Genomic DNA, 12,880 nt, shown 5'->3' with positions numbered 1-12,880 from the left:
TGCTCCATTGGTCGGGGTGCGGTCTGGCAAATTTCTGGCTTAAAAGAACGAAACGCTTTGCCCTCACCCATATCCGCCGGGCCGCTGTTTTTCTTTTGTCAATCATTCGGCGCGGCGCGTTGTTTTCCTGCAATGTCTAGCGGGAAGGGGCACTGCCCCTTTCCTCCTTTTACGCTCTTTATTCCTCTTCCACCATTGCAAAACCCCAAGGCCCCAGCTTCAGCTGCTCCCCGGGCCGCACAGTTTTGCCGCTAAGCAGTTCGGTCCCCGCACCGTGCAGGTAGGCTTGGGTGACATCCTCTCCGGAATAATTGAAGTAGAACCGCAGCTGCCGGCCCGCCTGGTTCTCCGCGCAGACAATGCGCATGGGGAACGCCGCGCCCTGCTCGACTCCCCACAATCCAGCCCGCTCCAGCACCCGGCGCAGAACTTGCTTCAGCAGGGCTGGGTCCGTCATGGTAGCCAGGTAGGTGGCCATGCCCTTGCCCCAGCTGTTTTCGGTGATAGCCGCGTACTCCCCCCAGAATTTGTGGTCATACTGGGCCAGCACTTCCGCCCCCTGGGGCCGCGCCAGCTCCATCCACACCTTTGCCTGGCGGTCACTTCCTTCCAGGCTCAGCACATCGCTTTTCAGCGGCACGTCCTGGGGCAGCGTAAACTGGTCGTAGGCAATGCCAAAGCACTCGGCCAGAAGAGCGGGCTGCACCTCGGCATACACTTTCAGGTGTTCGTCGGAAAATCCGGTCTTAAAAGTGGCGATAAGTTCGCCGCCCTGCTCCACAAAAATCTTCAGGCGCTCCAGCAGGCCCTGGGGCGCGCTGTATAGGGCGGGAACTACCAGCACATCATAGCTGTTAAAGTCCTCATCCTCTGGAAACAGCATGTCGCACTCCACATTCATCTCATAAAGAGCGTCATACAGCCAGCGCACCACGTCGTTATATTTTGTCTTTCCGTCCGGCAGGCGGAACAGGTTCAGGGCAGTTAGGGCCTGGTTGCTCACCAGCATGGCCACCCGGCTGTGTTTTTTCAGTCCTGTCAGCTTTTCGCTAAGCCGGGCGAAGTCCGCGCCAATGGTGCAGGCCTCCCGGTAGGCGGCGTTGGGCTGTAGGTCATGGCTCAAAAGCCCCTTCCAGTAGGTCTCAAAGGAATTATGGATGGAATGCCAGTGCCAGTACATCACCCCGTTGGCCCCGCTGGCCACATGGCTAAAGGCCTGTAGCCGCAGCTGGCCCGGGTAGGGGGTCCAGGTCACATGTCCCTGGGCGTTGGTCTCTATTACTAAGTAGTTGTCCCGCTTCAGGCTGCGGCACATCGCCCCGCCAAAGGCGATCTCCTTGCCGGTCAGGCGGTCTTGGGTCTCATGGTAGATGTCGCAGCCAGCCAAGGTTAGGCACCGGGCGGCAGACTTGTGGTCCACATCTGGCTGGACGCCAAAGGAGTGGCCCCGCCATTCATAGTCAAAGTTATGGGTAATAAACTGCTGGGGCCGCAGGTACTCCCGGACAATGTCCGCCTGCCAGCTGAGGAACTCATCCACCAGCCCCCGCTGGAACTTGGCAAACTCAGCGGCATAGCTAAAGTTGATGGTACCAGTTACGTCCGGCAGGTTTTCCCAGCAGTCCACCCGGTTGCTCCAGTAGTTGAAACCGAACGCGGCGTTCATAGCCTGCACTGTGCCGAACTTTTCCCGCAGATAAGCGGCAAAACGCTTTTGCACATTGGGCCCCGCGGTACCATAGTGCTTTGTTTCGTTGTCAATCTGAAAACCAATGACATTGGGGTACTTCTGCACGCACTCTACCAGCCTGCGAATCACTTTTTCAGCGTGAAAACGGTAGGCCGGGGCTGTGATATCCATGTTCTGGCGGGCTCCGTACTTGCCCTGTCCCCGGGCGGTAATGGCGATTACCTCTGGGTGGCGGGCGGCCAGCCAGGGGGGCACCGCATAGGTGGGCGTACCCACAATCACCGAGATGCCCGCCTTTTGGGCCGCGGCTAGGGCCCGTTCCACATGAGTAAAGTCAAATACACCCTCCTCGGGCTCCTCGCTGGCCCAGGTGGACTCGGCAATGCGGATGACGTTAATCCCCGCCTCCCGCATCATCTCCATGTCCTTGTCCAGGCGTTCGTAGGGCATGTACTCATCATAATAAGCCACGCCGTATAGCAGATGGTCCAAAGTAATTCCTCCTTGTGATATAAGTGGCAAAATCAGCAAAAGGCAGTACGTGAAGCGCGAACACAGTTAAGGGGCGGGGAAAATCACCAATCGCGATTGCTCCGACCTGATGGAGTCGGTAGACAAGACCAGCTCCCTGCGCTCTTTCCCCCGCCCCCTGTCGTTCCGTCTATTATATCCCATATCCTCGCAAAAAGATATAGGCACTATTAACAAAAAACACCAAAAACCACAAAAAGGGGCGGCGAAGCATTTCCCCCGCCGTCCCTTTTCTAGCCTGCCTATGGGGCAAGCCATTATTCAGCTTTTATCGCGCTATCAGCCCTGCGGGAACTGCTCACAGTAAGCGTCCAGCTGGCCTTGCAGGGTGTCGATAACCTTCTGCACACCGGCGGCTTCCATCTTGGCCTGGAAGTCATTCAAGCCGGCTTCCAGATCCTCGGTGTAGCCCAGCTCCAGGGGCCACCAGTACTGCTGCACCACGTTCTGGCAGGCAGCGTACTCGGTCTCAATGCTGGAGGTATCAATGGTAAAACCAGCGTAGTACTGGCTGTGGGTGTTGCCATTCTTCTCAATGTAAGCGTCCCACTCAGCCTTCATGTCATTCAGATCCGCAGCGGAACCCACGGTATCCAGGTTGAACAGACTGTTGCGGGCAGCCCACATGCCGGTGCTGCCGTAGTCCTGATCGGCATTCAGAGTCTTGGACTGGCCGTCCACGATCTCATAGGTAGTGCCCTCGATGCCGTTCATAAAGACACGGTAGGCTTCCTCATTGGTGGTGATCAGGTCGTACAGAGCCAGGGCGCGCTCGGGGTTCTTGCTGGTGGTGGGCACCACGCAGGCATCCTGGGTAAAGGGCAGGTTGGAGACATCGGTAACAAAGTTCTTAAAGCCCCAGGTCCAGTCGCGGCCATTGTTGTAGTCGTCTACTACGCGGCCATTGTAAGTATCCACATTGTGGATGCCGCAGGCAGCCTTGCCGTTGTTGGGCTTGGTAGAATCGGTGTCGGCCAGGGCGGACTTAGAGTAGAAGCCCTTGTCACACCAGCGCTTCATCATGGTCAAAAAGTCCATAGCGCCGTCATACTGATACCAGGTTTTCAGCTCGGCCTTGTCAGCGAAGGGGTCCAGGTGCAGCCAAGAGGTGCCGCGGATGGCGTACAGGCTGTTGGCGCCCAGCCACATGTCGTCCACCTCAGAGCCGGAAGAGTACACGTTGTAAGGCTCCATCTCGGGCACATTGGCCTTTACGGCGTCCAGGTACTTCTCCAGGTCCTCAAAGTTCTCCATCTTGCCGTCCCACTGGTCCTCGGTGAGGATGTCCGTGCGGTAATAGGGGCCATAGGCGCTGTAAGTAGCCAGCAGGGTGGGGATGCAGTAGTAGTGGCCGTTTACAGTGGCCTGCACCTTGGCGGCGTCAGACTGCTGGGCCCAGTTGTTGGGCGCGTACTGGGGCCACAGTTCATCCAGCTCTTTAAAAGCGCCCTTCTGCGCCAGCGAGGCATAGCTTAGCCAAGTGGCGGTGTAAGCCAGGTCAAACTCTTCGCCAGAAGAGAACAGCAGAGGATACTTGTTGGCATAGTCAGACCAGGGGATCCACTGGGTGGTCAGGGTGCAGTTCAGCTTCTCTTTAAAAAGCTTGTTGTAGTTTGCCTCCACCTCGTCGTATTTACCGGGCTTGTCGCTAATGAAGTACATGATCAGGTTCACTTCTTTGGAAGTGTCCAGGGTGGCCGCCTCGGGCTCGCTGGCGTCCCCGCCGGTGGAGCTGGTGCTTCCACCTGTGCTGGCGGTACTGCCTGTGGACGAGTTTCCGTCTCCTCCGCAAGCCGCCAGAGCCAGTACCATGGCCAAAGCCAGAAGCAAGGCCAAGATCTGTTTGGTTTTCTTCATGGAAATTTTACCTCCTAAAATGTTTGAAATATATATTACAAATCAGCCCTTTACAGAACCAATTGTAACACCTTTAACAAAGTACTTCTGAAGGAAGGGATACAGCAGAACGATAGGACCGGTGGCAATTACGGCCATGGCCAGCTTCAAGGTGGTAGAGGGCAGGTTTTCCACCTGAATGCCCAAAAGGCTGGCAATGCGGGCCAAAGCGGCGGTCTGCTGGGTCATGTTGTACAGCATGTATTGCAGCGGATATTTCCACTCTGTGTTGATGTACAGCATGGCGTTGTACCAGTCGTTCCAATACCCCAAGGCCATAAACAGGCCAATCGTAGCAAGGCCAGAGCCCAAAAGGGGCAGAACGATCTGGAAGAAGATGCGGAACTCGCCCGCGCCGTCGATCTTGGCGGACTCAATGAGCGCTGAAGGAATGCCTGTTACGAAGTTGCGCATGATGAGCATATAAAATACCGGGGTCAGACCAGGCAAGATCAGGGCCAAAAGACTGTCCTTTAAGTGGAAGTACTGGATGTAGAAAATGTAAGTACAGACCATACCGCCATTAAATAAAGTGGTAAAGTAAAAGAAGAAGGAAATCTTGTTGCGGTATTTAAAGTCCTTGCGGCTGATCACGAAAGCCGTCATGGTTAGCAAAATCAGGCCTATGCCGGTACCAATGGCAGTGATCAAAATGGTGATGCCGTAGGCATTGATAATCGTCCAGGGCTCGCGGAACACATACTCATAGGCTTCGGTGGTAAACTCCTGGGGCAGCAGGCCCAGACCATTGAAGCGGACCGCCTGCTCCGAGGAGAACGAGCCGGATATTAGAATGATAAACGGCATAAGACAAATCAGCGCCAAAATGGTAATCAGAATATAGCCAATGATATTAAACACCACTGTCGCGCCGGCAACCTTAATCTTATTGGACTGAACAGAAGTAGTGGCTGGCATAGCTCAAACCTCCTTTTCTCAGGGTTTTTAAAAGAGCGCGTACTCTTCTTCTATCTTGCGGACCACCTGGTTTACCACCATAATAATGATAAAGCATAGGGCTGACTGGTAGAAAGAAGCGGCGGCCGTCATACCCAGGTTCGCACTGGTGGTCAGCGAGCGGAACACGTAGGTGTCGATCACGTCGGTCATGTCAAACAGCTGGCCGTTGCTGCCAATCAGCTGGTAGAACATCTCAAAGTCGCCCCGCAGAATGCGCCCCACCTGAAGGAGAATCATGGTAATAATGGTGGGCTTGATGGCTGGGAAAGTGATGTACCAGATCTTCTGGAAGATGTTGGCTCCGTCAATATCCGCGGCCTCGTAGCACTCGGCGTCGATGCTGGTAATGGCCGCTATGTAGATGATGGAGTTATAGCCAGTCCACTTCCACATATTAAAGCAACATATAATAATGACCCACCACCAGGCGTTTTCCGCGGTATAGAAGTTCATGGGCTCCATGCCCAGCATATGCAGCAGGTTGTTCACAGCGCCTGTCTCATAGTTGAACAGGTTAAAGGCGAACACCCCCACAATAACCCAGGAAATGAAATAGGGCAGGAAAATAACAGACTGCACCACGCGCTTGTACAGCTTGCCGATCATCTCAGAGATTACAATGGCCACGATAACGGCCAGCAGCTGAGAGGTAATCAGGTTCAGCAGGTTGTACAAAATGGTGTTGCGAGTAATGGTCCACCCCGCGCCGGACTGGAAGAGATAGGCGAAGTTGTCAAAGCCGTTCCAGTCGCTGCCAAAAATGCCTTTGTCGTAGCGATAGTTCTTAAACGCCAGCACTAGGCCGGACATGGGCAGATACGACAAAAAGAATGTGAGGAGAATGGATGGCGCGGCCATCAAGAACAATGCTTTGTTCTTCTTCAGCTCGTGAAAGAACCCATACTTCTTCATTGACGTTCCTCCTTACAAAATTTTATATCACGTGCTTACATTATATAGCTAGAATCACCACAATGAAAGAGTAAAATTCTACGATTAGCAGGACATATTTACGGTAGTTCTTGCTCTCTTCACCATTTTGTAACTATTTATTCATTATTTTCGCTTTATTATATCAGTTTCTACCCGTGCCGTTCCGATATGCTTGAACGATTTATACAAAAAAATCTGCCCAGGAGCGCCTCCCCGCAGATTTTCTTGTTTTGTAGGTTTAGCTCTAAGTCTTTATACTATTGGATCATCCAGCTCCTCCAGCTCGTTCTCTCCTTTCTGTCCAAATAGCCGCAAAAGCCGCATCATAGTCACCAAAATGCTGACCGCACCCAGATTTATGTCTGTTTGATCACAGATTCCCCCAGCTTGAGCCGCTTGCGCTGCCAAGTTCTGGGTCTGCCGTTGAAATCCAAACAACGCGCAAAGGGTCACCAGCGAGGCCGCCGCCTGCACGTTCACCGGGTCTGGCCCTGCCTCCTGGCAGCCCATCAGCGTCTCCCGTTCCATAGATAGGGATTTATATTGCAGCGCCAGTCCCAGCATAATGGTGCGCAGGTAGCTTTGGGACTGGTCGATCAATTGAATCCCACTGGCCAACGCATCCTTAGAGATTTCCACCTGGCTCTTAGGGGTTTTTTGGGGATAAAGGCCAAACGAATGGTCCATTGCATGTCCCTCCCGGGATATTTTTTAGTAACAGTATATGCCACAGGCGCCGGGAACGTTTTTAAGCGCCCCCCTCCCCCACGAGGGCGTGTCCAAAATGAAGGGTTTAAAGGCGAGCGGTAAAAGTTTCGTCAACCTTTTCAAAGGTTGCGGGGTTTTTAGGGGTAGAACCCCTAAACCGCCGGAGGCCACTCTTTCGTCACAAACTCTTCTTTTGGACTCTCACCCCACGATTCCCTGTTGAAATATCCCGCATACTGTGTTATAATAACTCTATATATATTGCTTGGGAGAAGTACTGGGACCCAATTTATAGCATCGTTAGGGTCTTGAGGAAGGACAAGGATTCCATGGGAAACGACATCGCCATAGACCTGGGCACCGCCCGGTTCAAGGTCTATCAAGACGGCAAGGGCATTGTTTTAAACGAGCCCGCCATTATTGCCGTGGACAATATGACCGATGAGATCATTGCCATCGGCACCGAGGCCTACGCCATGCTGGGCCGCACCTCGGACCGGGTCACGGTTGCCCACCCCATGTGCAACGGCGTGATCTCTGATCTATCCCTGGCCGAGCATCTAATCGCCTACTACCTGCGGCAGGTAGGCCGCAGCCGGGTGTTTATGCCCCGGGTGGTGGTCAGCGTACCCTGCGGGGTCACCGAGGTGGAAAAGCGCGCCGTGGTGGATGCCATTGGCGCGGCCGGGGTGCGGAAGGTCTGTCTGATTGAAGAGCCTGTGGCCGCCGCTATTGGAGCCGGGGTGGACATTGCCGCTCCCCATGGCTGCATGATTGTAGACGTGGGCGAGGGCACCACGGATATGGCTGTGATCTCCTTAAACGGCATTGCCATAGCCAACTCTACCCATATTGCCGGGGACGATTTCAATGAGGCAATCATCAAATATGTGCGCCGTAAGTTTAATCTAATTATTGGAGACCGTATGGCTGAGGCCGCTAAAATTGCTATTGGCTGTGCCTACCCCCGCCGCCAGCTGACCACCTATACCCTAAAGGGGCTGGACATGGTCACCGGCCTGCCCCAGACCACGGTCATGACCTCAGACGACATGATCGAGGCCCTTATTGAGCCCGCCATTGCCATTGTGCGTACTGTGCAGGCCACCCTGGAGGCCACCCCGCCAGAGCTGCTGGCAGACATTTTTACCGACGGCATTTATCTTACCGGCGGTTCCGCCAACCTGTACGGCCTCTCCATTCTGCTCTCAAAAAAGACCAAAATTCCGGTAGTCAGCTTTGACAGCCCAGAAAACTGCGTGGTCATTGGGGCGGGGCGGGCCATTAAATACATAGATAAAATGGACCGGGGCGAGCACGGGCGCATTAACCCGCTAATGTCCCTGTAAAGGCCGGCTTAGGCGTCTATTTAAAATGGCGCGACACCATTTTGATAAAGCTTTCGGCAGGAGCTTTTATCCTGCCGAAAGCGGACCCGGTCCTTATAATAAACCAGCACGGAAGGAAGGATGCAGAACTTGAACCCCACAGAAATCTCCTCAAAAAAGAAAAAAATCCCCTGGAGCCTTCTCTACATCGGGGCCACCATTGTGGCCGTGGTGCTTTTCGGTATCTTTAACCGGGAATTTTCCAACGTGTTCTATACCCTTACCCACCTGACCCCCGGTTTCCTTTTTACCGGCGTGGTGGTCACTGTGGTGTTTTTCTTTTTCGAGGGCGGCATTATCCGGCTTTTGATGCGCAGCCAAAGCCTGCCCATGAGCTGGGGCACCAGCTTGAAAATTAGCCTGATCGGCATCTATTATTCCTATATTACCCCCAGCTCCACCGGCGGCCAGCCCATGCAGGCCGCCTATCTGCGCCGGGACAAGATTCCCGTGGGCCTTTCCACCGCGGTACTCATTATGAAATTCTTTTGCTACCAGTGCGCGTTTGTGCTGTGTTCAGCGGTGGCCTTTTTCTTGATGCATGACAAAATTGCCCGGGAAAACCCCCGGATCCTCCCCTTCATCGTGGTGGGCCTGCTGATCAACGGCGGCTCCATTCTGTTTTTTGGCTCCATGTTCTGCCGGCCGGTGCTGGGGGTCATCTGCCGTTTTGCCAAGTGGCTGGCCGGGCGTTTTAAAAAGCTCTCCGCCCGGTTCCACTTTGCCGAAACCATCGACAAGTTCGAGGCGGACTTCGACAGCTACACCGATGACTTTAAAACGAAGAAATGGAGTGTACTGTGGGGGATTCTACTGTCCATCCCCCAGTTCATTTTACAGATGAGCGTGCTGTACTTTGTATACCGGGCCTTTGGCTATGGGCAGGTTGGCTACGGGGAAATTGTGGCCATGCAGAGCCTTTTGCAGGTTTCAGTGTCTTTTATGCCCATGCCTGGGGCTTCGGGGGCCCAAGAGATCGGCTTCTCCAACTTTCTGCGGCCGTATTTTGTAAATAACGACCTGTACGCCGCTGTAATGGTATGGCGGTTCTTTACCTATTACTTGGTGGTTATTGCCGGGGCGCTGCTGGTGGTAGTGGACCAGCTGATCTACAAAGGGAAAGAGGACGGCCAATAAGGCCGCCCCCAAAAATTTAAAGAGCGCTGCACAGCGAGTTTCTACTGTGCAGCGCTCTTTTTTACCGTTCTTGTTTACACCATTTTCTCCAGCAGGTGGCTTCTCTTCAGGGCCAGCCGCACCACTGTATACAGCGGTACCGAAACCGCCACCGCAATGGCCGCATTCACGCTGGACGTCACCAGTTTGGTGGCCAGGGCTGTCAGCACCGCGCCCATTTCGCTGCCCAGCAGCAGCCCTTGTACAAAGCTTTTTCCCAGGTACAGCGCCATATAGGTCACGCTGCCACCCACCGCCGCGGCAATGTTCAGCCCGTGGTGCTCGCCTTTATGCTGCCCGGCATAGGCAATTAGCCCACATACCGCCGCCAGCGCGAACTTGAATACAAAGGTAAAGGGAGCCGAGGTAATGTACGCTGGATTCATCATATCGTACAGCGCCGAGCCAATGCCCGCCGCCAGGCCTCCATACACCGGCCCCAGCACAAAGCCGGAAAGCAGGCAGAAGATATTGCCCAAGTGAATACGGCTAACGTCGCCAATGGCCACGGGAATGGGCACCTCAATTTTACTGCCCGCGAACACCAGGGCCGCAAACAGCCCCAGCAGCGCCAGCTGGTAGACAGAAACTTTTTTATGCTTGGTTTGATTTTCCATGGGAATCATCCCCTCCTCTATCAATATGCCTTTTGGGAAATCGGCGGGTCCAGGGCAAAATCCCCAGACCGCGGTTAAGACCAGGACCGCTGGTCCCTTGACGTAGTCAGCACTGGAATCTCCACGCCCCAAGGTCAAAGGTCTTGCCGTAAGACGTAAACAGGCCCTCCCGTGGCGAAAAGTTCCTGCAAAAGCATTCCTCTCGTTCTGACCCCGCCAAACCAGTAAGTGATCTCCTGGCAGTTTCTTATTCCTCAATAAAGATAATTTTCACAAAAGCCTAGAGCTTGTTTGAAACATCTAAAACGCCGTCTTTTGCCCATAAGCGACCATCTTCCGCGTCAAAAATCCTCGTCAACCGGCCGGTTGTCTTGCGGTTTTTTCCTGGGATCTGACCACTTCTGACCCAAAATCCCTGATTTCCTCTATGTTCCAACACACCCTCATCATGATTTGACCCGGGCCACGCCGGTCTCCACTGCCGCCTGGGCCACTGCCGCCGCAATGGCCGGGGCCACCCGCTCATCAAAGGCGCTGGGAATAATGGAGTCCTCCCGAGGCTGGCTGATCAGCCCGGCCAGAGCCCGTGCGGCGGCCACCTTCATCCGGCTGTTGATCTCCCGGGCCCGCACGCTTAGCGCGCCCTTGAAAATGCCTGGGAACGCCAACACATTGTTAATCTGGTTGGGCCGGTCCGACCGGCCGGAACCCACCACCCGGGCTCCGGCCTCCAGGGCCTCCTCCGGGAAGATCTCAGGCACCGGGTTGGCGCAGGGAAACACAATCGCGTCCCGGGCCATGCTTTGCACCATCTCTTTGGTAACGCAGCCCGGGGCGGAAAAGCCCATAAACACATCCGCACCCTTCATAGCGTCGGCCAGGCTCCCCCGCAGCCTCTGGGGGTTGGTTTCTTCGGCCAGCTGGGCCTGGGCGGGGGTCATCCCCTCCAGCCCTGGGCAAAGGACCCCCTGGCGGTCGCAGACCACCACGTTTTTCAGTCCAAGGGACATCAGCAGCCGGGTGCAGGCCGTACCCGCCGCCCCAGCGCCGTTGACCACTGCCGAGACCTCTCCAATCTCTTTGCCCACCAGCCTTAAAGCGTTTAGCATGGCTGCGGCCACTACCACGGCGGTGCCGTGCTGGTCGTCGTGGAATACCGGGATGTCCAGGCGTTCTTGCAGCTTACGCTCCACCTCAAAGCAGCGGGGCGCTGCAATATCTTCTAGATTTATAGCCCCAAAGGACCCGGCAATCAGCTCCACCGTACGGACGATCTCGTCCACATCCTTGGAACGGACGCACAGCGGGAAAGCGTCCACCCCGGCAAAGCGCTTGAACAGGGCGCACTTGCCCTCCATCACCGGCATTCCGGCTTCTGGGCCAATATCGCCCAGGCCCAGCACGGCAGTGCCGTCGGTGACCACTGCCACCAAGCTGCCCCGGGCTGTATATTGATAGGAAAGGTCCGGATCTTTGGCAATCTCCAGACAGGGGGCCGCCACGCCCGGGGTATAGGCCACCGAAAGCTCCTCTTGGCTGCCCACAGGGCAAATGGCTTCCACGCGGATTTTCCCCCGCCAGGCCTTGTGCATTTCCAGTGCTTTTTGACTGTAGTCCATGGAACGACTCCTTTTTATCATATGATTTGCTTGTGATTCGGGAAGCTTTAAAGAAAGCTCCATGGCCGGGGGGCTGCCCCCAGACGGCCGCTATGTAAACTTTCGCTCCCAATGGGGCCCAGGACGCAGTTTTTATGATTCCAGCACCCATTTGTCAAGGCTGCTCCTCCACCACGCTCCCACAGGCCGCATACACTGGACGGCCCGCAGCCAGATTTGTCTCTAGGGTTTCGTCAAAAGCCCCCGCGTCAAAGGCGGATTCGCTGTTCCGCCCCCTGTGGGAACTCCATCCAGCTCTATAAGGCCCAGCCAACGTTTTCTCTCCTTTCCCATTGCAAATTTCTTACAATTCATGGATATATTATAAATCCGCTGGGAGAAAGCCAGCGCTTTTACAAAGCAAGAAGAGAAAGCGTTCAGCAAGCGTAACTCTCGTTTCACGTTTCAGGGCTTTTCCCTGGGTGTGAACGCTTGCTTTCGAATCCATTATATCACCCCTTCCTGTTAAAAGCAATGGTTATGGGTGACAAACCTGGTTTCCGCCCTGTTGGTTTTTTATTACAAGCACCCCACCCCAATCGCATTCTGACCAAAGGGATGGTCTGCGGTGTTCCGGCGGAAGAGACGGCAGACGACCCTTTGACGCGGGAAATACGCTCTCTGGGTAAGCCCGTGGACCGGCTTGCCAGAGGGAAGTCCCTGGTAAAGCTTTCACGAAAACACTAAGCCCGGCATCCTACCCACCGCGTCGATTTTTGATAGAGAGCGGCGGTACGCCTCCTAATTCACAGCTGTTATCTTGAAAACAGCCGGCCATTCCATATTATTTTAGGAACACGCCCTACGACTGCTTTTTCAAACGTTTTTCCTCCTCTTCATCTTGTCTTCGGCACTCTTCAATCATTGCTTCCAGCTTTTGGATCAGTTCTTCCAGCTCTTCCTGTTCTTTCTCCTTGCTCTTTTGTGCCCTTGCCGCGGCTCCCAGCCAAACGATCTTTTTCCTATCAGCCCCATCTTTCCGCGCAATTCCAAGATCATACGCTTCCCTGGTCAAGGTACAACGAAAGCGCCGGGCGTCCTGATTGGCACGTTGTTCAAAGCCGCAGCGCTCAATCAGCCCCTTTTTTTCCAGCGAATGCAATATTACCCGAGTATAATACCCTCCCCAGAAGGAGTTGCTTAAGAGGTTCCGCACCTCAAAAGCGCTAACCGCCTTATCTTGCTCCCAAAAGAAATTCATTACCTTCTTCTCACTTTTTGATAGACATAATTTTGGCATCCTCCCTCTTGCTCCTTTCCGCTTCCATATTTAAAGTTCAAGCAAATTCGGACTATTTTAGGCCCGCAAAACCATATTTTATA

General features: G+C 54.4%; 12 protein-coding genes. 3 read left to right on the top strand and 9 right to left on the bottom strand.

Going from position 1 to position 12,880, the window contains the following annotated elements; all coding sequences use genetic code 11:
* Positions 1–178: 178 nt before the first annotated feature.
* The 5 genes from U8U68_RS01475 to U8U68_RS01455 form a co-directional block, all read right to left on the bottom strand.
* On the bottom strand, positions 179–2,182 hold the full coding sequence (locus U8U68_RS01475; RefSeq protein WP_322199086.1) for a beta-galactosidase: 2,004 nt from the start codon (positions 2,180–2,182) through the stop codon (positions 179–181).
* Positions 2,183–2,500: 318 nt separating this feature from the next.
* Complete coding sequence (locus U8U68_RS01470) at positions 2,501–4,078, bottom strand: ABC transporter substrate-binding protein (RefSeq protein WP_322199085.1); 1,578 nt, start codon at positions 4,076–4,078, stop codon at positions 2,501–2,503.
* A 42-nt stretch (positions 4,079–4,120) separates the two neighbouring features.
* Positions 4,121–5,035: a carbohydrate ABC transporter permease gene (locus U8U68_RS01465; RefSeq protein WP_322199084.1), complete on the bottom strand. Its 915-nt coding sequence runs from the start codon at positions 5,033–5,035 to the stop codon at positions 4,121–4,123.
* Positions 5,036–5,062: 27 nt separating this feature from the next.
* Positions 5,063–5,989 (bottom strand): ABC transporter permease, encoded by a 927-nt coding sequence (locus U8U68_RS01460; RefSeq protein WP_322199083.1) that lies wholly within the window; start codon positions 5,987–5,989, stop codon positions 5,063–5,065.
* Between the two features lie 273 nt (positions 5,990–6,262).
* Positions 6,263–6,697 (bottom strand): hypothetical protein, encoded by a 435-nt coding sequence (locus U8U68_RS01455; RefSeq protein ID WP_322199082.1) that lies wholly within the window; start codon positions 6,695–6,697, stop codon positions 6,263–6,265.
* Between the two features lie 350 nt (positions 6,698–7,047).
* Between U8U68_RS01455 and U8U68_RS01450 the strand changes: the two genes are divergently transcribed.
* A complete protein-coding gene (locus tag U8U68_RS01450) occupies positions 7,048–8,067 on the top strand; it encodes a rod shape-determining protein (protein ID WP_322199081.1) in 1,020 nt (339 codons plus the stop codon).
* 129 nt (positions 8,068–8,196) lie between these two features.
* The gene (locus U8U68_RS01445) at positions 8,197–9,243 is read left to right on the top strand and encodes a lysylphosphatidylglycerol synthase transmembrane domain-containing protein (protein ID WP_322199080.1); all 1,047 of its coding nucleotides are present in this window, start codon (positions 8,197–8,199) and stop codon (positions 9,241–9,243) included.
* Between the two features lie 74 nt (positions 9,244–9,317).
* On the opposite strand, the gene U8U68_RS01440 is transcribed toward U8U68_RS01445, so the two are convergent.
* The 3 genes from U8U68_RS01440 to U8U68_RS01430 form a co-directional block, all read right to left on the bottom strand.
* A complete protein-coding gene (locus tag U8U68_RS01440; protein WP_322199079.1) occupies positions 9,318–9,899 on the bottom strand; it encodes an ECF transporter S component in 582 nt (193 codons plus the stop codon).
* 446 nt (positions 9,900–10,345) lie between these two features.
* Complete coding sequence (locus U8U68_RS01435) at positions 10,346–11,518, bottom strand: NAD(P)-dependent malic enzyme (RefSeq protein WP_322199078.1); 1,173 nt, start codon at positions 11,516–11,518, stop codon at positions 10,346–10,348.
* A 154-nt stretch (positions 11,519–11,672) separates the two neighbouring features.
* Entirely contained in the window at positions 11,673–11,831 is a 159-nt protein-coding gene (locus U8U68_RS01430; RefSeq protein ID WP_322199077.1) for a hypothetical protein, read from the bottom strand.
* 200 nt (positions 11,832–12,031) lie between these two features.
* On the opposite strand from U8U68_RS01430, the gene U8U68_RS22260 reads away from it, so the two are divergent.
* The gene (locus tag U8U68_RS22260) at positions 12,032–12,244 is read left to right on the top strand and encodes a DUF2200 family protein (protein ID WP_367575777.1); all 213 of its coding nucleotides are present in this window, start codon (positions 12,032–12,034) and stop codon (positions 12,242–12,244) included.
* Between the two features lie 115 nt (positions 12,245–12,359).
* On the opposite strand, the gene U8U68_RS01425 is transcribed toward U8U68_RS22260, so the two are convergent.
* Positions 12,360–12,797: a BlaI/MecI/CopY family transcriptional regulator gene (locus U8U68_RS01425; protein WP_322199076.1), complete on the bottom strand. Its 438-nt coding sequence runs from the start codon at positions 12,795–12,797 to the stop codon at positions 12,360–12,362.
* Between the last annotated feature and the right edge of the window lie 83 nt (positions 12,798–12,880).

The sequence above is a fragment of the Acutalibacter intestini genome, assembly GCF_034334985.1.
GTDB classification, from domain to species: Bacteria; Bacillota; Clostridia; order Oscillospirales; family Acutalibacteraceae; genus Acutalibacter; species Acutalibacter intestini.
Note: the sequence above shows the minus strand (reverse complement) of the source record. Positions and strands in the feature narration are given on the sequence as shown.